General features: G+C 70.7%; 23 protein-coding genes. 11 read left to right on the top strand and 12 right to left on the bottom strand.

Features of this window, described 5'->3' with window-relative positions; genetic code table 11:
• Positions 1-140: 140 nt before the first annotated feature.
• Positions 141-1,427 (bottom strand): DUF11 domain-containing protein, encoded by a 1,287-nt coding sequence (locus FHU34_RS00945; protein WP_145778252.1) that lies wholly within the window; start codon positions 1,425-1,427, stop codon positions 141-143.
• 346 nt (positions 1,428-1,773) lie between these two features.
• Here FHU34_RS00945 and FHU34_RS00940 point away from each other — a divergent pair, with 346 nt between their 5' ends.
• A complete protein-coding gene (locus FHU34_RS00940; RefSeq protein ID WP_145778251.1) occupies positions 1,774-4,911 on the top strand; it encodes an ATP-binding protein in 3,138 nt (1,045 codons plus the stop codon).
• On the opposite strand, the gene FHU34_RS00935 is transcribed toward FHU34_RS00940, so the two are convergent.
• A complete protein-coding gene (locus FHU34_RS00935) occupies positions 4,895-5,644 on the bottom strand; it encodes an ABC transporter permease (protein WP_145778250.1) in 750 nt (249 codons plus the stop codon). The two genes, FHU34_RS00940 and FHU34_RS00935, sit on opposite strands and share 17 nt — an antisense overlap.
• Positions 5,641-6,585, bottom strand: coding sequence for an ATP-binding cassette domain-containing protein (locus FHU34_RS00930; protein WP_145778249.1), 945 nt, complete (start codon positions 6,583-6,585; stop codon positions 5,641-5,643). Before FHU34_RS00930 ends, FHU34_RS00935 begins: the two co-directional genes overlap by 4 nt.
• Before the next feature lie 156 nt (positions 6,586-6,741).
• Here FHU34_RS00930 and FHU34_RS00925 point away from each other — a divergent pair, with 156 nt between their 5' ends.
• Positions 6,742-7,110 carry a VOC family protein gene (locus tag FHU34_RS00925; RefSeq protein ID WP_145778248.1) on the top strand — a complete coding sequence of 123 codons (369 nt, stop codon included), beginning with the start codon at positions 6,742-6,744 and terminating at the stop codon, positions 7,108-7,110.
• Positions 7,111-7,180: 70 nt separating this feature from the next.
• Here the strand turns inward: FHU34_RS00925 and FHU34_RS00920 are convergent, their stop codons facing one another.
• From FHU34_RS00920 to FHU34_RS00910, 3 genes are all read right to left on the bottom strand, one after another.
• Positions 7,181-7,825 (bottom strand): dihydrofolate reductase family protein, encoded by a 645-nt coding sequence (locus FHU34_RS00920; protein WP_145778247.1) that lies wholly within the window; start codon positions 7,823-7,825, stop codon positions 7,181-7,183.
• Positions 7,822-8,523, bottom strand: coding sequence for a dihydrofolate reductase family protein (locus FHU34_RS00915; protein ID WP_145778246.1), 702 nt, complete (start codon positions 8,521-8,523; stop codon positions 7,822-7,824). The genes FHU34_RS00920 and FHU34_RS00915 overlap by 4 nt, the downstream gene beginning before the upstream one ends.
• Before the next feature lie 76 nt (positions 8,524-8,599).
• Positions 8,600-9,019, bottom strand: coding sequence for a hypothetical protein (locus tag FHU34_RS00910; RefSeq protein WP_145778245.1), 420 nt, complete (start codon positions 9,017-9,019; stop codon positions 8,600-8,602).
• 168 nt (positions 9,020-9,187) lie between these two features.
• Between FHU34_RS00910 and FHU34_RS00905 the strand changes: the two genes are divergently transcribed.
• A complete protein-coding gene (locus FHU34_RS00905) occupies positions 9,188-10,069 on the top strand; it encodes an LLM class flavin-dependent oxidoreductase (protein ID WP_145778244.1) in 882 nt (293 codons plus the stop codon).
• A gap of 8 nt (positions 10,070-10,077) precedes the next feature.
• On the opposite strand, the gene FHU34_RS00900 is transcribed toward FHU34_RS00905, so the two are convergent.
• From FHU34_RS00900 to FHU34_RS00890, 3 genes are all read right to left on the bottom strand, one after another.
• Positions 10,078-10,509 carry an ASCH domain-containing protein gene (locus FHU34_RS00900; protein WP_145778243.1) on the bottom strand — a complete coding sequence of 144 codons (432 nt, stop codon included), beginning with the start codon at positions 10,507-10,509 and terminating at the stop codon, positions 10,078-10,080.
• A gap of 67 nt (positions 10,510-10,576) precedes the next feature.
• A complete protein-coding gene (locus FHU34_RS00895) occupies positions 10,577-11,629 on the bottom strand; it encodes a questin oxidase family protein (protein ID WP_145778242.1) in 1,053 nt (350 codons plus the stop codon).
• 33 nt (positions 11,630-11,662) lie between these two features.
• Entirely contained in the window at positions 11,663-12,214 is a 552-nt protein-coding gene (locus tag FHU34_RS00890; protein WP_145778241.1) for a phosphoribosyltransferase family protein, read from the bottom strand.
• 187 nt (positions 12,215-12,401) lie between these two features.
• Between FHU34_RS00890 and FHU34_RS00885 the strand changes: the two genes are divergently transcribed.
• From FHU34_RS00885 to FHU34_RS00870, 4 genes are all read left to right on the top strand, one after another.
• Positions 12,402-13,034 carry a septal ring lytic transglycosylase RlpA family protein gene (locus tag FHU34_RS00885; RefSeq protein ID WP_208744896.1) on the top strand — a complete coding sequence of 211 codons (633 nt, stop codon included), beginning with the start codon at positions 12,402-12,404 and terminating at the stop codon, positions 13,032-13,034.
• A gap of 104 nt (positions 13,035-13,138) precedes the next feature.
• On the top strand, positions 13,139-14,263 hold the full coding sequence (locus tag FHU34_RS00880) for a PP2C family protein-serine/threonine phosphatase (RefSeq protein ID WP_145785385.1): 1,125 nt from the start codon (positions 13,139-13,141) through the stop codon (positions 14,261-14,263).
• Positions 14,264-14,392: 129 nt separating this feature from the next.
• Entirely contained in the window at positions 14,393-16,249 is a 1,857-nt protein-coding gene (locus FHU34_RS00875; protein ID WP_145778239.1) for an acyl-CoA dehydrogenase, read from the top strand.
• Between the two features lie 277 nt (positions 16,250-16,526).
• Positions 16,527-16,796 (top strand): DUF6458 family protein, encoded by a 270-nt coding sequence (locus tag FHU34_RS00870; protein WP_030332052.1) that lies wholly within the window; start codon positions 16,527-16,529, stop codon positions 16,794-16,796.
• A 52-nt stretch (positions 16,797-16,848) separates the two neighbouring features.
• Here the strand turns inward: FHU34_RS00870 and FHU34_RS00865 are convergent, their stop codons facing one another.
• Positions 16,849-17,388 (bottom strand): SixA phosphatase family protein, encoded by a 540-nt coding sequence (locus FHU34_RS00865; protein WP_145778238.1) that lies wholly within the window; start codon positions 17,386-17,388, stop codon positions 16,849-16,851.
• A 112-nt stretch (positions 17,389-17,500) separates the two neighbouring features.
• Here FHU34_RS00865 and FHU34_RS00860 point away from each other — a divergent pair, with 112 nt between their 5' ends.
• The gene (locus FHU34_RS00860) at positions 17,501-17,788 is read left to right on the top strand and encodes a DUF6458 family protein (protein WP_088986955.1); all 288 of its coding nucleotides are present in this window, start codon (positions 17,501-17,503) and stop codon (positions 17,786-17,788) included.
• A 302-nt stretch (positions 17,789-18,090) separates the two neighbouring features.
• Here FHU34_RS00860 and trhA read toward each other — a convergent pair whose 3' ends face one another.
• Complete coding sequence (gene trhA, locus FHU34_RS00855; protein ID WP_145778237.1) at positions 18,091-18,768, bottom strand: PAQR family membrane homeostasis protein TrhA; 678 nt, start codon at positions 18,766-18,768, stop codon at positions 18,091-18,093.
• A 107-nt stretch (positions 18,769-18,875) separates the two neighbouring features.
• On the opposite strand from trhA, the gene FHU34_RS00850 reads away from it, so the two are divergent.
• From FHU34_RS00850 to FHU34_RS00840, 3 genes are read left to right on the top strand one after another with little or no spacing between them, the layout of a single operon-like run.
• Positions 18,876-19,562 (top strand): 5-oxoprolinase subunit B family protein, encoded by a 687-nt coding sequence (locus FHU34_RS00850; RefSeq protein WP_145778236.1) that lies wholly within the window; start codon positions 18,876-18,878, stop codon positions 19,560-19,562.
• Positions 19,460-20,422 (top strand): 5-oxoprolinase subunit C family protein, encoded by a 963-nt coding sequence (locus FHU34_RS00845; RefSeq protein ID WP_425280557.1) that lies wholly within the window; start codon positions 19,460-19,462, stop codon positions 20,420-20,422. The genes FHU34_RS00850 and FHU34_RS00845 overlap by 103 nt, the downstream gene beginning before the upstream one ends.
• Positions 20,406-21,155: a LamB/YcsF family protein gene (locus FHU34_RS00840; protein ID WP_145778234.1), complete on the top strand. Its 750-nt coding sequence runs from the start codon at positions 20,406-20,408 to the stop codon at positions 21,153-21,155. Before FHU34_RS00845 ends, FHU34_RS00840 begins: the two co-directional genes overlap by 17 nt.
• Before the next feature lie 33 nt (positions 21,156-21,188).
• On the opposite strand, the gene FHU34_RS00835 is transcribed toward FHU34_RS00840, so the two are convergent.
• Positions 21,189-23,027: an NHL domain-containing thioredoxin family protein gene (locus FHU34_RS00835; protein ID WP_145778233.1), complete on the bottom strand. Its 1,839-nt coding sequence runs from the start codon at positions 23,025-23,027 to the stop codon at positions 21,189-21,191.
• Positions 23,028-23,117: the final 90 nt, after the last annotated feature.

The raw sequence follows: 23,117 nt of genomic DNA, 5'->3' as shown, positions 1-23,117 counted from the left end.
AGGCTGAGTCCGATGGGCCATTCACGGGCCGGTAGCCAGAGGGTCGAGCGGACCCCGTGCCGATGGCCCACGACGAGATCCGGGCGGCCCGGCCGCGGAGGCCGGACCGCCCGGGTGCGCCGGAACGGCGCCGAGGAGTATCAACAGGACTGGATCCAGCGTGACCTGACGCCCGCGTCCAGCGTCACCTCATCACCCGTAGCTACGGTGACCCAGTCGGTGTGGCCGTAGTTGGCGCCACCGGTCTCGTTCCAGTAGTAGATCAGGTCCGAGTCGATCGAGTCGATGAAGTCGTGCGGGTCGTGCACGTGAAACTGCACCCGGTAGGTGCCCGGGCGGACGTACGCCGTGAAGGTGCCGTCGGGGTTGATGGTGGTCAGCCCGCCGGAGCCGGACCCGCCGGGTTGCGTCGCCACGTCGATGCGGGAGATCCCTTCGTAGCCGACCGGGGCGCCCACCTCGCACGTGTCCCATACGCGGTTGTTGTTGCCGTCCACCCAGACGGTGCCGCGGACGATCGCCCCCTGCTCGACCGTGACGGTGTGCCGAGCCGTGTTGTTCTCCAGGGTCGTCTCCGGCGACGTCGTCGCCGCGGTCGCCTCCATCGTCACGACATCGCCGACGGTGGTGGAGGTGAGGATCCCGCCGTAGTACAGCTGCTCGCTCGTCTCGCCCGGCCGCAGCGGGCTGTGGATGCAGCGCCAGCCAGTCCGGCCGTCGGCGACGCTGTCGCCGAACGCGCAGTCCCACCCCTCGCTCCACGTCTCCGAGCCCTGCATCCCGGCGGGCACCGGGATGGTGACGGTCACCTCGCCCGAGGGGGAGTTCCCGGAGTTCCGGAGAGACGTGGAAACATTCACATACTCATTCGGGAGGAGCTGCTGGCTGGTTGCGGCGGGCACAAACTCGAGGTCCATCGTGCTGGGGATGTAGCGCACGCTCGCCTGGCCGATGTTGTTGGCGGTCGACGACTCCGTACCGGTCTTCGCCGTGGCGGTGACGGTCACTGCGTCTCCGGCGGTGCCGGGCGGGAGCCCGAACGGCAGGTTCAGCGTGTCGGCGATCTCCCCGGCGGCCAGGGGGGCGTGTGCGCAGGTCGCGGTGCCCTGCAGATCACAGCTCCAGCTCGGCGGGATCACGAACCCGTCGGAGGAGAACCAGGCGCCCGCCGGCAGCGTGAACGCCACGGTCACGTCCTGGCTGGCCTTCGTACCGGAGTTGCGTACGTCGAGGGTCAGGGTCGACCAGCCACCGCTGGCCGGCACCTCGACGGTGTCGACGGAGGCGGCGACCACGAGGTCCGCCCGGGAGGGGGCGGCGCGGGCCGGGCCAGCGGGCAGCAGGCCGGTGGCGAGCCCGGCCAGTGCGCCGACCAGGAGACTGCTACGGAGCAGGTGCTGGCGGGTGGAGCGGAATTGAACGGACATCAGGTCCTAACGTCGGAGGGCATCGACCGGGCCAACGGCCCCGTCCTCGGGATCGTCGGCGTCTGTCCGATAGAGCGCCAAGATCGTGACCATCGTTACGGCGGCGCCAGCAGGCTCCGCGAATAGCGATGTGCTCACCTGGCAGTCCGCCACAACGGCGGAGAGCGCTGTCTCGGTGGCGGAGGGAGGTTCGTCGTGGTCCATCCAGGTCGTCCGGACCGCGATCGTCGTGCCTCGGAAGAGCAATCAATGAATCCGTACGCCTTCGGGGGTGGTCCGCCGGATGGGTCGACCGGCGGACCTCGGCAACGCGGGCGGCTCTCACGTACGTGGCAAGATCTGCCAAGTGCAGGTCGGGTTACTTGGTCCATTCGAGGTTCGCACGGACGACGGCATCGTCACCGACGTGCCAGGTGCGCGGCTACGCGGGCTGTTGGCCGCTCTCGCGCTCAGCCCGGGTCACGTGGTCCCGAAGGCGACCCTCGTGGACTGGATCTGGGCTGAGAACCCACCCACCGATGCGGCGAACGCCCTGCACCGCCTGGTGTCCCGGCTGAGGAAACTGCTGCCGGACGGTGCGATCGAGGGGCAGACCGACGGCTACCAGTTGACTGTGGCACCCGATTCCGTCGACGCCGTACGGTTCGAGCGCCTCGTCGGTCAGGCGCGCGACGACGAGGGTCCGCAGCGGGTCCGGCGGCTCCGCGAGGCCCTCTCCCTGTGGCGGGGCGCGGCCATGCAGGACGTCGGTGTGACCGACAGCGCGGCGTTCGAGGCGGTGGTCACCCGGCTGGAGAGGCTGCGCCTGACCGCCGTGGAGGATCGCTTCGACGTGGAAATCAGCCTCGGTCACGGTCCGGAGCTGGTCGAGGAGTTGACCGACCTGGTGGCCGCGCACCCGGTACGGGAACGCCTCGTCATGTTGTTGATGCGTGCGCTCGCCGCGAGCGGTCGGGACAACGAGGCGCTCCTGGTTCACCAGCGCACGAGCGAGGCACTGGCCGACACGTTGGGCGTCGATCCCTCGCCGGAGCTTTCGGCGTTGCACGTCGCGTTGCTGCGGGGCGAGTTGGGGCGCCGGGAGGAGAACCGCAAGACCAACCTCCGGGCCGAGTTGAGCAGTTTCGTCGGCAAGGACGACGCCGTCGCCCAGGTGGGTGCGCTCGTCGCCGAACACCGGCTCACGACACTGATCGGACCGGGCGGCTCGGGGAAGACCCGGCTGGCCACGGAGACCGCGCGACTGATGCTCGGCGAGCTGCCGGACGGGGTCTGGCTGGTCGAGCTCGCCACGATCGGCGCGGACGGTGACGTGGTGCAGGCGACGCTCGCCGGGCTCGGACTCCGGGATGCTCTGCTCGGCGAGGCGCCGAGCATGGAGCTGATCGACCGGCTCGTCGCCGCGATCCGTGAGCGGGAGGCGCTGCTGATCCTGGACAACTGCGAGCACGTGATCGAGTCGGCGGCGGTGGTCGCCCATCGGCTTCTCGGAGAGTGTCGGCGGCTGCGGATCCTGGCGACGAGCAGGGAGCCGCTGGGCATCACCGGTGAGGCGTTGTGGCCGGTCGCGCCGCTGGCCCTGCCGGCCCTCGACGCCGACCCCGCTGAGATCGAATCCTCACCCGCGGTCCGGCTGCTGAGGGACCGGGCGGGCGCGGTGCGTAGGGATCTGGCGGTCGACGCCCACACGTCGTCGACGATGGCGCGGGTGTGTCGGGCGCTGGACGGCATGCCCCTGGCGATCGAACTGGCTGCGGCCCGGTTGCGCACCATGTCCATCGACCAGCTCGCCAGGCGACTGGACGACCGCTTTCGCCTGTTGACCGGCGGCAGTCGTACCGCGTTGCCCCGGCATCGAACCCTGCGTGCCGTCGTCGACTGGAGTTGGGAGCTGCTGACCGACGCCGAACGGACGGTCCTGCGTCGGCTCTCGGTGTTCTCCGGCGGTATCGGTCTGGAAGCTGCCGAACGGGTTTGCGCCGACGACGTGGTCGAGCGGGAGGAGATGCTCGAACTGCTCACCGCGCTCGCCGAGAAGTCACTGCTGATCGCCGAGGGCGACGACGCCCCGCGCTACCGGATGCTCGGCACGATCAAGGAGTACGCCGCGCAGCGGCTCGCCGAGGCGGGCGAATCGGATCTCGCGCGTCACGCGCACCTGGCCTACTTCACCGATCTCACCGAGACGGCGGAGCCGCACCTTCGCCGCGCCGACCAGGTGAGGTGGCTCGCCACCCTCGAACTCGAACATGACAACATCGTTTCCGCGATGCGCGGTGCGCTCGCCGCCGGCGAGGCGGACGCCGCGATGCGGTTGGCTGCGGGCGCTGGCTGGTACTGGTGGCTCGGCGGTCACCGGACCGAGGGCATGGAGCTGGTCACGGCGGCCACCGAGGCGCCCGGCGAGGTGAACGACGAGATCCGGGCCACCGTGTACGCACTCGTCGTGCTCTTCCTCAACTCCGGGCCGGGCGACGAGCGCCAGGCGGCGGAGTGGATCCACAAGGCGTACGAGGTCAGCCGTAGCAGTCGCGGCAGCCACCCGGGTGTGGCGCTCGTCGTACCGCTGGAACGCATGCTGCGGGATCCGGCCGCGATCCTGGCCGCGTGGGAGCCGCTACTCGACGACCAGGATCCCTGGGTACGCGCGCTGGCGCGGCTGCAACTCGGCAAGATGCGGATCCTTCTCGGCCAGCACGGGCCGGAGGTGGACGCGTACCTCGAGACGGCCCTCGCCGAGTTCCGGGCCCTCGGCGAGCGGTTCGGGATCTCGTTCGCCCTGACCGAGTTGTCGGAGTCGATCGCCGTGCGCGGCGAGTTCGCCCGTGCCTGCGGGTACTACGACGAGGCGATCGCGGCGATGACCGAGGTCGGCACCGTCGAGGACATCATCCGGATGCGCTCGCGACAGGCTCAGCTGTACTGGTTGTTGGGCGACGAGGAGTCCAGCGCGTCGACGCTGGCCGAGGCGCGGCGGTACGCGCGCCGGGTCACGTGGCCGGGGGCGCTGGCCGTGTTGGCGCTGTCGCAGGCGGAACTCGCCCGCTGGCGTGGCGACGCCGAGGAGGTGGCCCGGCAGATCGGTGTCGCGGCCGACCTGTTGCGCGACGAGGCCGACGAGGCGCACATCCGCGCGGTGACGCACGACCTGCTCGGGTACCTCACCGATGATCTCGACGAGGTCCGTCGGCACCGCTCCTCGGCCTGCGCGGCGGCGGCCGAGACGGGGCACGCGCCGACGATCGCGCAGGTGCTCGTCGGAGTCGCGGACCTCGCCCTCCGGCGTGACCAGTTCGACCAGGCCGCGCGGCTGCTCGCGGCGAGCACCGCCGTCCGCGGACGGCCGGATCGTTCGCACCCGGACGTGGACCGGATCGAGCAGACAGTGCGGCGCCGCCTCGGCGATGGGAAATTCGCAGAGGCGGCGCTGGAGGGCACTGGGACGAACTGGAGCGAGTTGGTCGCGGTCACGCTCGCTTCGTGAACGTGGACCGCGCCCACAGGTAGCCGACGAGCGCGATGGCGACGCACCAGACGAGCGCGGGGATCACGTCGCCGGCGGACGGCGTGCCGTTCAGGAACCCGCGCAGGGTCTCAATGATCGGTGTGAAGGGCTGGTATTCCGCGAACTCCCGGAGCCCCGGCCCCATCTTGTCCGCCGGCACGATCGCGCTGCTGAAGAACGGCAGCATGACCAGCGGTACGGAGGCCAGCCCGGCAGTTTCCGGCGACTTCGCCGACAGGCCCAGCGCGACGGTGAGCCAGCCTGCGGCGAAGCCGAGCAGCACGATGATGCCGATCGCGCCGAGCCAGCCGAGGAGGGTCGCCGACGGGCTGAATCCGAGCAGGAACGCCACTCCGACGAGGGCTGCGATGGCAACCAGGTTGGTCAGCACGCTGGCGACGACGTGACCGGTCAACACCGCGCCACGGGAGACGTGCATGACCTTGAACCGGTTGATGATGCCCTTCGTCATGTCGGAGTTCACCGCGGTCGCGGTGGCGCCCAACCCGTAGCAGACCGCCAGCAGCATCAGGCCGGGAGTCGCGTAGTCGATGTAGTCGACGCCGACGTTGAAGGCGTCGCCGAACATGTACACGAACATCAACATGATCACGATCGGCATCAGCACTGCGTTGAACACCGAGGTCGGGTTGCGGGCGATGTGCTTGAAGTTGCGGCGCAACATGACGATCGAGTGGGACTTGGCGCTCATTTCGCGGATACCTCCTGGGTGCGGGTGCCCGTCAGGGCGAGGAAGACGTCATCGAGGTCCGGCGTCTGTACGGAGAAACCTTCGGCACTGATCGCGTACTCGTCGAGCCGGTCCAGCAGGGCCCGCAGCGAGGCCGTCCCGCCGTCGCTCGGCACCCGTAGGGCGAGTGCCTCGTCGTCCCGTGTGGAGTCGGTGAGCACGCGGGCGGCCGCGTCGAGTTCCGCGACGGTCGCGAACCGGAGCCGGACGTGTGTGCCGGGGATCAGGCGCTTGAGCTCTTCGGGCGTGCCCTGGGCGACCAGGCGACCCTGGTCGAGTACGGCGATCCGGTCGGCGAGCTGATCGGCCTCTTCGAGGTACTGCGTGGTGAGGAAGATCGTCACCCCGTCGGCCACCAGGTCGCGGATGATCGACCACATCGTGCGTCGGCTGCGCGGGTCCAGGCCCGTCGTCGGCTCGTCGAGGAAGATGATCCGCGGGTCGCCGACGAGGGTCATCGCCAGATCCAGCTTGCGGCGCATCCCCCCGGAGTAGGTCGACACCGGCTTCTGCGCCGACTCCGCCAGGTCGAACCGTTCCAGCAGCTCCGTGACGATCCGCTTGCCGTCCCTGGCCGGTACCGGGCTGAGATCCACCATCAGCTGGAGGTTCTCCCGCCCGGTCAGCAACTCGTCCACCGCCGCGAACTGGCCGGTGACTCCGATCGCCGCGCGGACGGCCTTGGCCTGGGTGGCGGCGTCATGTCCGGCGACGCGTACCGATCCACCGTCGGCTTTCACCAACGTGGTCAGCACGTTCACCGTGGTCGTCTTGCCGGCCCCGTTCGGGCCGAGTAGGGAGAAGATCGTGCCCGCCCGGACGTCCAGGTCGATGCCGTCGAGCACGACCTTGTCCTTGTAGGCCTTCCGCAGTCCGGAGACCGCAATCGCTGAACTCGTCATGCGGTCCACCATCGGCGGCCGGCCTGTCACCCCCCTGACGCGGCTCTGACACGACCACTGACACCGAGTTCCTGGCAGGCGACGACACCGCCCGGATCGACGGTGGTAGTTCCACCCGGGCCCCGACGCGGCTACTGTCCGGCTTGGAGGTGGTCCGTGTTCACCGAGGCCTTTCCGATCGTGACGACACCTGACCTGCCACGACTGATCGGGTTCTACCGCGACGTGGTCGGCTTCGAGCTGACCTACCGGTTCCCGGAGGACGGCGAACCGCAGTTCGTCGCGCTGCGTCTGGGCAACAGTGAGCTGGGCCTGGCCGCCGATCCGGAGGCCGGCGAACCGACGCACTCGCATCGGTGGGAGATGTGCGTCTACGCCGACGACTGCGACGACGCCGTGAACGTTCTGCGCTCAGGTGGTGCGACGGTCACCGAGGAGCCTGTCGACCAGCCGTGGGGTGAGCGGTCCGCCCGGGTCATGGACCCCGACGGCAACCGCATGCTGGTGCTGTCCCGCCTGCCCTAGGCAGGCAGAGATCTTGGACAGTTTCCGTTCAGCCTGAACGGAAACTGTCCAAGATCTGTGAACCTCCCGGTCATCGTCGCCAGAACAGCAGATGGGTGATCCCGCTGGTGCTGGGCACCGACTCCAGGTGGAAGCGGTCGAGAAGATCGTCGGGGCTGTCCCACAACCGCTCGCCCCGCTCCAGGTCGACGGGCGCGACGGCGATGTGCATCGTGTCGACCAGATCAGCCTCGAGGAACTCGCGGATGGTGGCGACTCCACCGCCGAGGCGTACGTCCCGGCCGTCGGCCGCCTGCTTCGCCTGGGCCAGTGCCTCGGCCGGGCTGGCATCGAGGAAGTGGAACGTGGTGTCGGCCAGGGTGAACGACGGACGTACGTGGTGGGTGAGCACGAAGACCGGCGTGTGGAACGGTGGATTGTCCCCCCACCAGCCCTGCCAGTCATGGTTCTCCCACGGGCCACGCTGTGGGCCGAACTTGTTGCGGCCCATGATCTCGGCGCCGATGTTGCACTCGGCGTCCCGGGTCAGGTAGTCGTCCAGACCCCGGCTGCCGCCGGGCTCGGTGCGGTAGACGAAGCTGGCGGTGGCTGCCCGCCAGGAGAACAGCGGGGTGGGGTCGGCGTGGCCGAAGGGCCGTTCCAGGCTCTGCCCCTCGCCGGTGCCGAACCCGTCGCGCGAGACGTTGAAGCACTGCACCCGCAACGACTGCGTCACCTGGTCACCGTCGGGCCGCCGGTGCTGCCCCGATCGTCGAGCACCAGTGGCGCTCGACCGTTCACGGCGTACCGGATGTGGGTGACCTCCGGTGTGTGGATGACGCGGGTCGGCGTCAGCTCGATCGCCTCCTTGTCGGCGAGGTCGAGGTCCGCGTCGAACACCCGCAGGCCGGTGCCGAGCACGACCGGTACGACGTGCAGCTCCAACTCGTCGAGCAGACCCGCCTTGAGGACCTGCCGCACCAGGCTGCCGCCCCCGGCCACCGCGACGTTCTTGCCGCCAGCCACGGCACGTGCCTGCTCGACGGCGCTGGCCACCCCGTCCGTGACGAAGGTGAAGCTCGTGCCCCCCTGCCGCAGCAAACGCTCGCGGGGGCGGTGGGTGACGACGAAGACCGGTGCGCGAAACGGTGGCTCGTCACCCCAGGGCACCTCACCGCCGTCGGCCATCCGGCGTCCCATCACGTACGCGCCGGCCGCCTCGAAGGTCTCGGCGATCACCTGGGAGTTGGTGTCGTGCACTCCTCCGGTGAAGCCCTGTCGTTCACGCCACGCCGACACCTCGGTCGCCCAGCGGGTGACCCGGAAGAACCCGGCGCTCTCCGCCGAGTCCATCCAGTTGCCGTCGCCCTCGAACAGTGGGCCAGCGTAGAACCCGTCCACCGACACCGACAGCTGTGCGGTCACCTTCGTCATCGCGTGTGGTCCTCTCCTCTGGCGGACACCTGTCCCGGTGCCGCTCGCCGAGGGGTCGGAGCCGAGCGGAACGACCCTACCGGAGTGGACTGTGATCCACGTCACTCGACGGCTCGGCTAGGTACCACGTTCCGGCGTGTTCCGGGTCGCGGGACCAGCGCACCCGGGGCAACTCCTCCGGGCGGGGCCTCCAGTCGCGGTAGGGCGCGAGCGCCAGCCGCCAGGCGATCACCGAGAAGACGTAGATACCCGGGCCGACCAACCACAGCAGGGCGTCGCGTCGCCGGTACGAGGCGTACGGCGCGAGCCAGGCGGTGGCCGCCATCGGTACGGCGATCGCGCTGAGGTCGGCCACCGGTCCGCGACCGGACCGGGACTCGATCAGCTCGCGGAGGACGATCGACGGGATGAGCACCGCGAGCACCATCGCCGCGGTGAAGGCGGCGCGCCGTCGTCGACCCAGACGGGTGCGGGCGGCGGCGGGCTCAGGGGACACGAGCGCAGGTTAACGGCCGGGTGCAACGGAACTACATCGGGCGATCGGTGATCGCCGCATCGATCCGCAGGCCGAGGTCGGTCAGGACGAGGAACGCGGGCCGTAGGTCCAGGACCGAACGCTAGCGGCGACCTGGCCCCGGTGGTGCCCCGGTCTAGGCTGGCGATCATGCGGATTGGCATCGTGATCCTGCCGGACCAGCGGTGGGCGGAGGCGCAGCGTCGGTGGCGGCAGGTCGAGGAGTGGGGGTTCGACCACGCCTGGACGTACGACCACCTGGGTTGGCGGGACCTGGTCGACGGCCCGTGGTTCGACTCGATGGCCACATTGACCGCTGCTGCGACGGTCACCTCCCGGATCCGGCTGGGCACCCTCGTGGCGTCGCCGAACTTCCGGCACCCGGCCGCGTTCGCCCGGCAGATCACCACCGTGGACGACGTCTCCGACGGTCGGTTGCTGCTCGGCCTCGGCGCGGGTGGCATCGGTTTCGACTCGGCCGTGCTGGGCGGTGAGACTCTGCCGCCGCGTCAGCGCGTCGACCGGTTCGCCGAATTCGCCGAGCTGCTGGATCTGATACTGCGCGAGGACGGCACGACCTGGCGGGGTGAGTGGTTCGCCGCGGTGGACGCCCGCAACAATCCCGGCTGCGTGCAGCAGCCGCGGGTGCCCTTCGTGGTGGCCGCCAACGGGCCGCGGTCGATGCGGCTGGTGACCCGGTTCGGCCAGGGTTGGGTGACCACCGGCACCGGTGACGACAACGACCTGGAGACCTGGTGGGGCAGCGTTTCGGCGTTGTCGACGCGGATGGATCGGGCGCTGGACGAGGCCGGCCGTGATCCGGCGACCCTGGACCGGTATCTGTCGCTGGACTCCGCGCCGGTGTTCTCGCTCAGCAGTGCGCAGTTCTTCGCCGACCAGGTCGGCCGCGCCGCCGACCTGGGCTTCACCGACGTGGTGACGCACTGGCCGCGGGCCAGCAGTTGGTACGCCGGCGACGAGAACGTGCTGGCGGACGTGGCGACCCGACTGCTGCCGGAGTTGCGCGGCTGAGGCGGTGGTCAGGTGCCGAGGTCGCCGCTGGCCGCGCCGCCCTCGCCGCCGGAGACCAGCCGCAGCCGTAGGCAGACGATCTGGCTGTCGTCGTCGACAGGTGTGCCGAGCCGCGCCCAGTAGGCCGCGTGCCCGGCCCGCCACTCCTCGATCGACCGGTCCCCCTCACCCTCGGCCCGGGCGAACTCCCAGGGCACGTCGGCGAAACGGACGATCTCGACGCCGGTGATCTCCACGACGCCGGCCAGCGCGTCGTCGTCGTCGACCAGGGCCAACCGTTCGCCGACGTGCTCCAACTCCTCGCCCTCCTCCGCGTACTCGGCGAGCCGGCCGGCCGTCGCGGTCTTCACGCCGGCCAGCACGAGGGTGTTGAGGGTCGTCCGCAGCTCGCCGGGGGTGCCGAGGGCGAGGGTGCGCAGTTCACCGATCCGAGGCCACATCCTGCCGAGGCTAGGCCAGTGCGCCTCGTACCGCCGCCGCATTGTGCCCGGCCCGGCTCGGGATCGGTCAGATCATCTGCCCGGCGTAGCCGGGGGCGGCGAGGAGGCGGTCGTCGCCACTGACCGCGTGCGCGTCGAGCACCGCGTCGGCCAGCTTGACCACGTGTTCGTCGCCGTGCCGAGCCGCCCGGGCGAAGACCTCCGCCGGGGTCACGGCGGTCACGGTCGGCGGTGCGATGCCGTCGGCGGGGGCGTACACCGAGGTCATGGCCGCCGTCGCGGCCCAGGCCGCGGCGAGGCTCGGCGCCCACAGCGCCCGGTCCAGGGCCGGCAGGGTACGCAGCACGGCGGTCGGCGCGGTGACCGCGTGCACCAGCATGACCGGCTCGGTGTGCCCGAAGCGCAGGTAGTCCAGGACGGCGCGGTGCACCAACGCGGTGAGGCCCTTCGCCGCCTCGGCGGGGCTCCGCGCGGGGCGCAGCGCCGCGAGCGCCGGCTCCCATCCGGGTACGCCAGGCAGCCGCTTCAACCGGTCGCGGACGCCCCCGCTCTGGTCGTCGATCCGGGGTAGCCCGGCCAGCGCCGCGTCCACGTCCACCTGCTCCGGGCCTGTGGACGGGTCGGTGGGGAGGTTGGTCGGCATCCGGTCGGCGCCCGGGACCGGCTGCCAACGCGCCGCCCAGTAGCCGAGGGCCTGGCCCAGTTCGGTGAGCCGCTGCGGGGTCTTGTCGTCCGTTTCGAGCGCGCGTACCGCGTGCCCGACCCGGATCACACCGTGGGTGGCGCCGGCGGCGATGCCCGGCAGCAGTCGGGGCCACCAGGTGCCGAGCACGTCGCGCCACGGGTGTTCGCGCAGTTGTCGGTCGAAGTACGCCAGCCAGTCCCCGGCCCGCTTCGCGTCGCCCAGCGCGCTCCGCCAGTCGGTGATCGGGTGCAGCCCTCGGGGCAGTTCGTCAAGTCGGCCGAGGTAGCCGTCGAGCCAGCGGTGCACCTGCTGCTGGTGCCCGTGTCGGGTCAGCGCCTCGACGGCCATCGGCCCGTGGTTGGAGAGCCACCCCTCGAATTCGGGGCCGGTGCGGTGCAGTCGTTCGTACGCCTCGTCGAGAATTCCGTCACTCATGCATCGATCGTCGAAGCTGAACCGCGCTTCAGGTCAAGCCGGCAGATCAGCGGCGTCGATCAGACCGGCGATCCGTAGGTCGGCCGCGACCTCGGGCGGACAGTCGACGGCCACCACGGCCGCGCCCAGCACCTCGGCACCCCGTGCGGCGCAGATGTCGTAGAGGGCGTGGATCTGCGCGCCCGTGCGTACCCAGTCGTCCACCACCAGCACCCGGTCGCCAGGGCCGAGGTGCCGGTCCCGTACGGCCAGGTCGACCTGTCGACCCCGGTAGTCCGGTGGGCTCTGCGCCCAGGTGAGTGGCCCGGCCGGCAGTCGCCCGTCGCCGGGTTTGTGTGCGGCCACGAAGCCGACGCCGAGTGCGGTGGCGGCCAGTGGCCCGAGCAGCAGCCCGGTGACCGCCGGAGCGAGCACCACAGTCGGCTGGGCGGCCCGGTACGGCGCCACCAGGGCCGGCCCCAGTTCGGCCAGGACCGCCGGGTCCCGCCACCAACCGGAGATGTCGCTGACCAGGTGACTCGTGCCCGGCCCGGGGTCGATCCACCGGAACAGGGTGGCCAGGCGGTCGGTCAGCTCAGGGGGCATCCGCTCATCCTCCGGCACGGCCTGTCGACGTGTCGGCACCCGGGCCGGCCGGCCCACCCAGGGTCGGATGATCGGCCACACGTACCGGTGCAAATCCGGGCATACCACTATGATCACGTTGACTTCGGAAGTGCTTCTCTCGTTACGGTCCGACCCGGTTTGTTCAGTCGACGAAAGGACCGGGCCGGTGGCAGGCAGGCACTCCCGTACCCGCATCTTCTCCTCTCCGGCGGGCATCGTGGCCACCGCGGCGGTCGGCGTCGCCCTCGCCGTCGGGGGCACGTTCGGTGCCGTGCAGCTGACCTCCGGTTCCGCCCAGTCGGGGCAGACGACCCTGGACCTCACCCCGACCACCGCCGCCAGCAGCCTCACCCCCAGCTCGCCGGCCGCCTCTCCGAGTGTCAGCGCCTCCCCGAGCGCATCCGCCAGCCCGTCGGCCACCCGCTCGCAGCAGGCCGCCTCCCGAAGCAAGGCCCGCACCGCGTCGCCGAAGCCGAGCCCGACCGCCAAGAAGACCACGGCGGCGGCGAAGGTCCTGGACAGCGGCTCGTGTGGTGCCTCGTTCTACTCCGACGGGCAGCTCACTGCCAACGGCGAGTCGTTCAACCCGAACGCACTGACCGCCGCGCACAAGACACTGCCGTTCAACACGAAGGTCCGGGTGACCAACCCGGCCAACGGCAAGTCGGTCGTGGTGCGGATCAACGACCGGGGCCCCTTCATCGACGGCCGCTGCCTGGACCTCTCCCGGGCCGCGTTCGCCACCATCGCCTCCGTCGACGTCGGCGCGCTCACCGTCCGCTACGAGGTCCTCGGCTGAGCGGCGCGGGTGACGCCGATTTGGTCGCCCGATTGGCCCGGCCGGTCAGAACCTCCTCGGACGACGGGTCAGGTTCATTCACCGATTCACGAGGATCAGGCAAACTGTCCCTCGTATCCACGCGATTCCTCCAGCCGGGCCGACGCCCGCTGAGCCCCGGATCCCGCGCCGGCCTCGGCGCGGCCCTCGTTCTGCTCGCGATCGTGTCGGCGGTGGAGGCGGCGGACGGCCGTTGGGCGCACTACGTCGCGCTGCTGGCGGCCGTACCCTTCCTGGCCGCCGCGCTGGCCTCCTGGCCGGTGGTGCTGGGAGTGGGTGTCGGAGCGACAGTGGTCGGGGCCGCCTTTGCCCTGGTCGAGCCGAAGATGTCGCTGGAGACCTCGGTCAGCGTGTTCGGGGTCGCGCTCGCCACCGGGTTGGCAGTGGCGGTGACGTCGGTGCGCCAGCGGCAGGCGGAGCAGATCGTCGAGTTGACCAGGCTCGCCTCGGTCGCCCAGCAGGCGGTGCTACGCCCGCTCGGGCCGCAGGTTGGCACGCTCTCGGTCGCCGGTCGCTACATCTCCTCCACCGCGACCGCCGAGATCGGCGGTGACCTGTACGAGGCGATCGACACGCCCTACGGCGTCCGCATGATCATCGGGGATGTGCGCGGCAAGGGCCTGGACGCCGTCCGACTGGCGAGCATCGTCCTCGGGTCGTACCGGCACGTGGCGTACGAGCGGGCCGACCTGCGGGCCGTCGTCGCCGACCTGGACCGCGCGGTGGCCCGCAACGTCGGTGACGAGGATTTCGTGACCGCGGCGTTGGTCGAGGAGCGCGGCGGCACACTCACGATCGTCAACTGTGGACACCCGCCGCCCCTGCTGTTGCGTCGCGGCGCGGTGATCCCGTTGGAACCGCCGGCACCTGCGCCTCCGCTCGGGTTCATGCCGGTGGTCCGCCCTCGGGTCGAACGCCTGGAGCCCGGGGACCGGCTGCTGCTCTTCACCGACGGACTCGGCGAGGCGCGGCGGGACGGCGAGTTCTTCCCCACCGCCGACCGGGCGTGGCGGCTGCTCGGCCACGGCACGGTCGCCAACGGGTTGGCCTCGCTGGAGACGGCTCTGATCGAGTGGGTCCACGGACGTCTGGACGACGACATCGCGCTGGTCCTGATGGAGTACGTGGGCGCCCGCACCGGTGCGGCCGCGGCGGTTCCGAGCTGGGAGGTCGGCGCCGCCGAGAGCTGATCTCGCCCGCGTGGCCCGAAGCTGTGTAATCGCCGTCACTTGTGTGATCCGCTTGTCGCTGGCTACCCGCGAGTAATACAGTTGGGGTTACTGATCGGTAACACCTGTCCGGAAGCGGGGCCAGCGAGCATGACCCACTACAAGAGCAACCTGCGGGACCTTGAGTTCAACCTGTTCGAGGTCTTCGGTGCGGACCGGGCGTTCGGCCAGGAGCCGTACTCGGATCTCGACGCCGACACCGCCCGCAGCTTCCTCGCCGAGCTCGACCGTCTCGCTCGCGAGGACCTCGCCGCCAGCTACACGGACAGCGACCGCAACCCGCCGGTGTTCGACCCGGCCACGCACACCGCGCCCCTGCCGGCATCGTTCAAGAAGTCCTACCAGGCATTCATGGACTCCGAGTTCTGGCGCCTGGACCTGCCGCCCGAGCTGGGCGGCACCAACGCGCCCCGGGCCCTCTGGTGGGCGCTCGCCGAGCTGGTGCTCGGATCTAACGCCCCCATCTGGATGTACGCCTCCGGCCCGTCCTTCGCGCACGTGCTGCACGTCGAGGGCACCGACCGGCAGAAGCAGTGGGCCAAGCTCTTCATCGACAAGCAGTGGGGCTCCACCATGGTGCTCACCGAGCCGGACGCCGGCTCGGACGTCGGCGCCGGCCGCGCCCGCGCGACGCAGCAGCCCGACGGTTCCTGGCACATCGAGGGCGTGAAGCGCTTCATCACCTCGGGCGAGCACGACCTGAGCGACAACATCGTGCATTACGTGCTGGCCCGCCCGGTCGGCGTGGAAGGCGTCGGCGGCCCCGGCACCAAGGGCTTGTCGCTCTTCGTGGTGCCGAAGTTCCACTTCGACGAGACCACCGGCGAGCTGGGTGAGCGCAACGGCGTCTACACCACGAACGTCGAGCACAAGATGGGCCTGAAGGTCTCCAACACCTGTGAGCTGACCTTCGGCGAGCACGGCGTACCGGCCAAGGGCTGGCTGCTCGGTGACAAGCACGACGGCATCCGGCAGATGTTCATGATCATCGAGTACGCGCGGATGCTGGTCGGCACCAAGGCGATCGCCACCCTCTCCACCGGCTACCTCAACGCCCTCGAGTACGCGAAGAGCCGGGTGCAGGGCGCCGACCTGATCCAGCAGGCGGACAAGGCCGCGCCTCGGGTCACCATCACCCACCACCCGGACGTGCGTCGCTCGCTGCTGCTGCAGAAGTCGTACGCCGAGGGTCTTCGTGCTCTGGTCCTCTACACCGCCTCCTGGCAGGACAAGGTCGCGATCGCCGAGGCTGCCGGCGACGAGAAGGCCACCAAGCTGGCCAAGCGGGTCAACGACCTGCTGCTGCCGCTGGTCAAGGGCGTCGGGTCGGAGCGGGCCTACGAGATGCTCGGGCACGAGTCGCTGCAGACCTTCGGTGGTTCCGGGTTCCTCCAGGACTACCCGCTGGAGCAGTACGTCCGCGACGCCAAGATCGACACTCTGTACGAGGGCACCACCGCCATCCAGAGCCTGGACCTGATCTTCCGCAAGATCGTCCGGGACAACGGCAAGGCGCTGATGGCGGTAGCCGGCGAGATCCAGGAGTTCATCTCCTCCGAGGCGGGCAACGGCCAGCTCAAGGAGGAGCGGCAGGCGCTCGGTAAGGCCCTGGCCGAGGTCCAGAACATTCTCGGCGTGATGACCGGCTGGCTGGGCGAGGCGCAGGGTGGTGACACCCGGGCGCTCTACAAGGTCGGGCTCAGCAGCCGGCGCTTCCTGCTGGCGATCGGTGACCTGGTCGTCGGCTGGCTGCTCCAGCGGCAGGCCGACGTGGCGCTGAAGGCCCTCGCCGGCGAGGTCTCCACCAGCGACAAGGCGTTCTACACCGGCAAGGTGGCCGCTGCCCGTTTCTTCGCCCGCGAGGTACTGCCCCGCATCGGCGCCGACCGGCGGATCATCGAGGGTGCCGACCTCGACATCATGGACCTCCCGGAGGAGGCCTTCTGACCGTGCCACGGCACGGCTGACGGTCCGGGTCGCACCACCCGGGCCGGCACCGACGGCCGGCGAGGGCTCGCTGCCCCCGCCGGCCGCCGGCGTTTCCGGGCGGACGCCCCTGGCGCCGGCGGCGTTGATCGCGGTGTCGCACCGGTGGCTGGCACTGCGGGCAGCGTGAGCACGCATTGGGCCAGCTCGGCCGGGTATGCCGGCGTCGTGACGGGTAACCGTCGCGTGACCTCGAAAGGGAACGCCCAGAGCCACCGCACGGGGGAGTGCAGCGCATATGGGTGTAGGAAGCGGCATCTTTCTCATCGCGATCGGCGCGATCCTGACCTTCGCGCTGAGAGCCAACGTCTGGTGGATCGACGTACGGGCGGTCGGCTGGGTCTTCATCCTGGCCGGGCTGGCCGTACTGCTGACCACGCTCTGGTTCTGGCAGGACCGGCGTAAGCGGGCCCGGACCCTCATCGTGGAGGAGAACCGGCTCTCTCATCCGACCGCGATGATGCCGCCGCCGCCAGACCCGCCGCCACCAACCGCTCCGCCGTCCTGAGCACGGCCTGGGCGCGTACCCCTGAGCCACCCGCCGGTCACCGGCGGGTGGCTCAGTCGCGTGCGGTGTGCCCCGCAGTGATCGGGGCTCCCGCCCGGCTCAGCTCCGCCCAGTCGAATCGGCCACGATGCACCGCCAGTTCGGCGGTACGCAGACCCTCCTCGGCTGCCCCGTCCGGATCAAGGAGCGCAGAAAGTAGGGAAATGCCCGGGTTGTGGGCAATCAGCAGTGCGGTCCGGGCCGCCGGGTCGACAGTGCGGACCAGCGCCAACAACTCCTCGGGGTGGGCGTCGTACGCGCCGGGCTCGTAACGGACCGTCGGTCGAGGACCGGTCGGACCACCCTCCGGTGGTGAACCGGTCATCCCCATCGCCACCCCGTGCCAGGTCTGCCGGGTGCGTCTGGCAGTCGAGCAGATCACCACGTCGGGCAGCAGGCCGTTCCGCGCCAGCCAGGCACCTGCCGCCGCCGCGTCGGACTCCCCACGTGCGCTGAGCGGTCGTTCGGCGTCGTCCGCCGCGTCGCTACCCTGCTCGGCCTTGGCGTGCCGCAGCAGGACCAGTGTCCGTGTGTCGGGGTCGGCGTCCGTCATGCCCTCAGCTTGCCCGATTGGCGATCTCCGTGCCTGGGTAAGTCAATGCCTGCCGCACCCCTACCGACGGCCGCGGCGCGTCGTACGCCAGGTTAGAGCCGAGGAGCGAGACATGGGCATTGGTGGCAGCATCTTCTTGATCGCGCTCGGCGCGATCTTCGCATTCGCCGTGGAGGCCGACCTGGGCTGGCTGAACCTGTCAGTGGTCGGCTGGGTGCTGATGCTGGCCGGCGTCGCCGGCCTGCTCGCCACCCTCTACTTCTGGAACAGCCGCCGCCGGACGGTGGTCGCCGCCCCGGTACGCGAGGAGCGCGTCGTGGCCGACCGGGTCGTGCCGGTCCAGGACGACCAGGTCATGCGGGAGTACCGCGAGGTTCGTCGCCCGGGCCACCCGGTCTGATCCTCGCTCGCGCACTCCGGGGTCCCGCAGCGTCGCGGGGCCCCGGCTCGCGTTCCACCCCAGTTCGTGTGCGCGCCGCGAGCCCCGCGCCTGCCAAGATCTGCACACTTTCCGTGAAGTTGCTGTCCGAGGGCGCGTTGAGGCAGCAGTGTCACCGAAGCTGCGCGGATCTTGAGGTGTGCCCGATGCCTCGTCGCGGCGATCGCCTGGAGATCATGCTCGATCCAGGAAGTAGGGCCCTCGGGGTGCGATCGAGGCCACTACATCCTTGATCAAGCACGATCATGGCGGCGCCGTCTGGGTCAGGCGAACAGCGCGAAGTAGATCGCGATGTGGTGGCAGAGTGCCGCCAGCAGCGTGCAGGCGTGGAAGAACTCGTGGTGGCCGAAGACTGTCGGCCACGGATTGGGCCGCCGCAACGCGTAGAAGACCGCGCCGACGCTGTAGATCGCGCCGCCGACGATCAGCAGCACCAGCGCCGCGACTCCGCCGCCGTGCAGGATCTCCGGCAGCATGGCCACCGCCACCCAGCCCAGCGCCAGGTAGAGCGGTGCGGACACCCAGCGCGGCGCGTGAGGCCAGACCACCTTGAGGGCCACGCCGGCCAGTGCCCCACCCCAGACCAGGGCCAGCATCACGGTGGCCGGCCGGGGCGCGAGCAGCATCACGCAGAGCGGTGTGTACGTGCCGGCGATGAACACGAAGATCATCGAGTGATCCATCCGGCGCATCACCTGGTAGCCGCGCTCCGACCACACTCGACGGTGGTACAGAGCGCTCGTGCCGAAGAGCCCACAGACCGTCAGGCTGTAGATGAGGCAGCTCACCAGGGGTGCCCACCCCGGTCGGGTGGCGGCGATCGAGCAGAGCACGATGCCGCAGACCAGGGCGACGAAGAAGGCGTACGTGTGCAGCCAGCCGCGCATCCGGGGCTTACCGATGTCGACCGGCTTCAGGCGAAGCGGGGCGGAGGTGGTCACGACATCAGGTTACGGCACCGTAGGTTACTTTCAAGTAGTCGCGTCGGTGACGCCCGGCACCGTCATCGTGAACACCGCGACTCCGGGCCATCGGCGAAGATGAGCCGATGCGGATCCGGCCCGTCGGGGCGCACGCCCTGCTGCTCGACTGCACCACCACCACCACCACCACCGACGACGACGTGCCCGAGGTCGAGCTGGTCGAAGCGTGGCGGGCCGAGCTGTGGCGGCGTCGGGAGCAGGGCGACCTGGTCACCGTCGAGATCGTGCCGGCGGCCAGCACCGTCCTGCTCGACGGTCTGCCGGACCCGACCGCCACGGCCGAGCAGCTGACCCGGTGGGCGGGCGACGTCGTCGCCGCGACACACCGCCCCGCCGCAGCCGACGCCGTTGCCAGAACAACCGACCGTGCCTCCACGGAGGTCGTCGTCCCGGTCTGCTTCGACGGACCGGACCTGCCCACAGTGGCCGAGCACTGGAACGTGGACGTGCCCGCCGTGCTGCGCCGGCTGACCGACACCCGGTTCCGGGTCGCGTTCTGCGGATTCGCCCCCGGTTTCCCCTACCTGACCGGGCTACCCGCCGAGTTGGCGCTGCCCCGGTTGGCCACACCCCGCCCTCGGGTGCCGGCCGGCTCGGTCGCCCTCGCCGGCCCGTACGCCGGCATCTATCCGAGTGCGTCACCCGGTGGCTGGCAGTTGGTCGGCAGCACCGAACTGGTCCTCTTCGACGTCCACGCCGACCCACCGGCCCGACTCGGTCCCGGCACGTCGGTCCGGATGGTGGCGACGTGACCCACCCGGCCGCCATCGAGGTGCTCCGCGCCGGGGCGCTCACCACCGTGCAGGACCTGGGCCGGCCCGGCTGGGCGCACCTGGGCGTACCCCGTTCTGGTGCCCTCGACCCGACGGCGCTGCGGCTGGCCAACCGGCTGGTCGGCAACGCCGAGCACGCCGCCGGGCTGGAGATCACCCTGACCGGCTGCACGCTGCGGCTGACCCGGGCCACCACTGTCGCGCTCACCGGTGCCGACGTCACGGTCCAGGCGGGTGCTCGGCCCGCCGACACCGGACGCCCGCTCACAGTGCCGGCCGGAACGGTGCTGCGGATCGGCCCCGCCCGACAGGGCGTACGGAGCTGGCTGGCGGTGGCGGGTGGCATCGACGTGTCGCCGGTGCTCGGCAGTCGAGCCACCGACACTCTCTCCGGGCTCGGCCCGCCGCCGCTGCGCGACGGCGACCGGTTGCCGCTCGGCCAGCCGCTGGGCGCACCAGCCCCGGTGGACCTGACCGTGTGCCCGACGCCCCCGCCCGAGCTGCGGTTGACACTGCGCCTCGGCCCTCGCGACGACTGGTTCACGCCGACCGCGCTCGACCGGCTGTTCGGCACCGCGTACACCCTCAGCCCGGTGAGCAACCGGGTCGGCGCGCGACTCGCCGGCGCACCCCTGCCCCGCGCGGTCGCCGGCGAACTGCCCAGCGAGGGCATCGTGCTGGGCGCGGTGCAGGTGCCGGCGGACGGACAACCGCTGATCTTCCTGGCGGACCACCCCACCACCGGCGGATACCCAGTCGTCGGGGTGGTCACCGACGTGACCCCGCTCGCGCAGGCCCGGCCAGGGACTACCGTCAGATTCCATGGACCTCAACGCTGACCTCGGCGAGGGATTCGGCATCTGGCGACTCGGCGACGACGAGGCGCTGCTCAGCCTCGTCACCTCCGCCAACGTTGCCTGCGGCTTCCACGGCGGCGACCCGTCCACGATGCGGCGGGTCTGCGAGGGCGCCGCGCGGCGCGGGGTCGCGGTGGGCGCGCAGGTCGGCTACCGGGACCTGGCCGGCTTCGGTCGGCGACACATCGCGTACGACTTCGCCGAGCTCCGCGACGAGGTCATCTACCAGCTCGGTGCGCTGAACGCGTTCTGCCGGTTGTTCGGCACCCGGGTCCGCTACCTCAAGCCGCACGGCGCGCTCTACCACGCGACCAGCACCGACGAATCCCAGGCGGCGGCGGTGGTCGCCGCGGTCACCGGCTACGACCCCGAGTTGCCCGTCCTCTGCCTACCCGGCTCGACGCTGGCCCAGCTCGCCGTCGGCGCGGGCCTGCCGGTCGTCGCCGAGGCCTTCGCCGACCGCGCGTACCTGCCCAACGGGGCGTTGGTGCCCCGAGGCACCCCCGGCGCCGTGATCAGCGACCCGGAGCAGGTGGCCGAACGGGCGGTGCGGATGGCCGTCGAACGGGTCGTGGTGGCGGTGGACGGCACGGTCATCCCCTGCTCGGTCGACTCGATCTGCGTGCACGGCGACACCCCGGGCGCCGTTTCCGCCGCCGAACTGGTCCGCGCCACCCTGATCGACGCCGGCGTGTCCCTGGCGCCGTTCGCGTGAGCGGAGGGGCCCGTCGGGGCCCCTCCACACGCGTCAGGCGTCCAGGCCGCGGAGCACCAGCGGAATCCGGGTCACCGCGCCGTCGACCACCCGGACCGGTACGCCCCAGTCCTGCCGGGTCAGGTGGCACGCCGCGTGTTCGACGTCCGCGTCACAGGTGGCCGCCTGGGCGGTCACCTGCAACACCCCAGCGGTGACCTCGCCGTTCAGCACCAGTCGACGGGACAGCTCGGTGCCCGTGCCGGCACCCTCCACCAGCAGTTCCGGCGGAGACGCGGACACCACCAACCGGGTCGACGGCCCGTACGTCTCGTCCAGCTTCTGCCCCGGCGCCGGGGTGAAGACGATGTCCAGGGTGACCTCACCGGCCGAGACGTCGGTCGGCTTGCGCTCGGTGCGGTGCCGGGGCCCGTCCACCGTGCTGGCACCCGCCGCCGACAGGGCGCCGGGAGCGAGCCGCGTCAGCCGGTGCGCGGCGGACTCCACCACCAGCACCTCACCGGCCGGGGTGAGCACCAGGTCGCTGGGCTCCGCCAACCCGTCGGCGACAGTGGAGACCTGGTTGCTGTCCGGGTCGAAGCGCCGCACCGCACCGTTGTACGTGTCGGCGATCAGCACCGAGCCGTCCGGCAGCGCGCACACCCCCAGCGGATGTTGGAGCAGCGCCGACTCCGCCGGCCCGTCCACGTGCCCAAAGTCGAACAGCCCCTGCCCGACGGCCGTGCCCAGCACACCGTTCTCGATGTAGCGGACGGCGCTGGTCTCACTGTCGGCGATCCAGAGCCGGGTGCCGTCGGCGGAGACGGAGAGCCCGGACGGCTGCGCCATCCACGCCTCGGCCAGAGGGCCGTCGCGCAGCGCCTCGACGGTGGTGCCCGCGTACATGCCGGCGGTCCGCTTGATCGGGTCGAACCACCAGAGCTGGTGGATACCGGCCATCGCGATGATCAGCTTGTCGTCGTACCAGGCCAGGTCCCACGGAGACGAGAGATCCACGGCGAGCGCGTCGTGGGCGTGGTCGTCGACCTCGGCACGCCACTGCCGCCCGCTGCCGGCCACTGTCACGACCTCGCCGGACTCCAGCCGTACGCCGCGCAGCAGGTGGTTGACGGTGTCGGCCACCACCAGGTCGTACCCGGCGACCTCGGCGACATGAGTCGGCAGCAGGCACACCCCCTGCGGCTCGGAGAACGTCGCCGCGGCAGCCGGCCCGTCGGCGCGGCCCCGCTCGCCCGAGCCGATCCGACGCACCGGCGTCTCGCCGTCCGGTGCCACCTCGACCAGGGAGTGCCGGGCCGAGTCCGACACCAGCAAATTGCCGTTCGGCAGCTGCGCCGCCTTGCCCGGGAAACGCAGCGCGGTCTCCGGTGCCGGCGGCGGAACGTACGGCCCGTCGCCCCGGTGCAGGGTGCCCTTGGCCTCGTGGGTGGCGATCAGCTCGTCGATCAACCGGGCGAGCCCTTCGGCGTGCCCCTCGCCCGCCATGGTGGCGACGACGTACCCCTCGGGGTCGATCACCGACAGCGTCGGCCAGGCCCGCGCCGCGTACTGCTGCCACATGTCCATCTCGGGATCGTCGAGTACGGGGTGGTGCACCCCGTACCGTTCGACGGCGGCGGCGAGGGCATCCGGGTCCTTCTCGTGCTCGAACTTCGGCGAGTGCACGCCGATCACGACGAGCACGTCGCCGTACTTTTCCTCCAGCGGGCGCAACTCGTCGAGGACGTGCAGGCAGTTGATGCAGCAGAACGTCCAGAAGTCCGCGATCACGATCTTGCCGCGAAGGTCCTGCAAGGTCAGATTCCGGCCGCCGGTGTTGAGCCACTGCCGGCCCCGCAGTTCGGGCGCCCGTACACGCGCTGTCGTTCCCATGCCCTCAGCCTGCCACGCCCCGCAGGCCCGATCGCCGTGACCCGGACGACAGGAGGCGTCGAGAAGTCCTGACAGTGGCGATCGGTGGCA

Origin of the sequence: Micromonospora taraxaci (assembly GCF_007830095.1) — a bacterium.
Lineage (GTDB): Bacteria > Actinomycetota > Actinomycetes > Mycobacteriales > Micromonosporaceae > Micromonospora > Micromonospora taraxaci.
This window is presented reverse-complemented; position numbering and strand designations above follow the sequence as displayed.

Bases quoted from the DNA above. Each gene is read 5' to 3' on its own strand.
- FHU34_RS00840 (WP_145778234.1), top strand. From the start codon at position 20,406: ATGGACCTCAACGCTGACCTCGGCGAGGGATTCGGCATCTGGCGACTC.
- FHU34_RS00875 (WP_145778239.1), top strand. From the start codon at position 14,393: ATGACCCACTACAAGAGCAACCTGCGGGACCTTGAGTTCAACCTGTTC.
- FHU34_RS00900 (WP_145778243.1), bottom strand. From the start codon at position 10,509: ATGTGGCCTCGGATCGGTGAACTGCGCACCCTCGCCCTCGGCACCCCC.
- FHU34_RS00835 (WP_145778233.1), bottom strand. From the start codon at position 23,027: ATGGGAACGACAGCGCGTGTACGGGCGCCCGAACTGCGGGGCCGGCAG.
- FHU34_RS00905 (WP_145778244.1), top strand. From the start codon at position 9,188: ATGCGGATTGGCATCGTGATCCTGCCGGACCAGCGGTGGGCGGAGGCG.
- FHU34_RS00865 (WP_145778238.1), bottom strand. From the start codon at position 17,388: ATGACGGACGCCGACCCCGACACACGGACACTGGTCCTGCTGCGGCAC.
- FHU34_RS00930 (WP_145778249.1), bottom strand. From the start codon at position 6,585: ATGACGAGTTCAGCGATTGCGGTCTCCGGACTGCGGAAGGCCTACAAG.
- FHU34_RS00895 (WP_145778242.1), bottom strand. From the start codon at position 11,629: ATGAGTGACGGAATTCTCGACGAGGCGTACGAACGACTGCACCGCACC.
- FHU34_RS00935 (WP_145778250.1), bottom strand. From the start codon at position 5,644: ATGAGCGCCAAGTCCCACTCGATCGTCATGTTGCGCCGCAACTTCAAG.
- FHU34_RS00890 (WP_145778241.1), bottom strand. From the start codon at position 12,214: ATGCCCCCTGAGCTGACCGACCGCCTGGCCACCCTGTTCCGGTGGATC.
- FHU34_RS00850 (WP_145778236.1), top strand. From the start codon at position 18,876: ATGCGGATCCGGCCCGTCGGGGCGCACGCCCTGCTGCTCGACTGCACC.
- FHU34_RS00915 (WP_145778246.1), bottom strand. From the start codon at position 8,523: ATGACGAAGGTGACCGCACAGCTGTCGGTGTCGGTGGACGGGTTCTAC.
- FHU34_RS00945 (WP_145778252.1), bottom strand. From the start codon at position 1,427: ATGTCCGTTCAATTCCGCTCCACCCGCCAGCACCTGCTCCGTAGCAGT.
- FHU34_RS00870 (WP_030332052.1), top strand. From the start codon at position 16,527: ATGGGTGTAGGAAGCGGCATCTTTCTCATCGCGATCGGCGCGATCCTG.
- FHU34_RS00860 (WP_088986955.1), top strand. From the start codon at position 17,501: ATGGGCATTGGTGGCAGCATCTTCTTGATCGCGCTCGGCGCGATCTTC.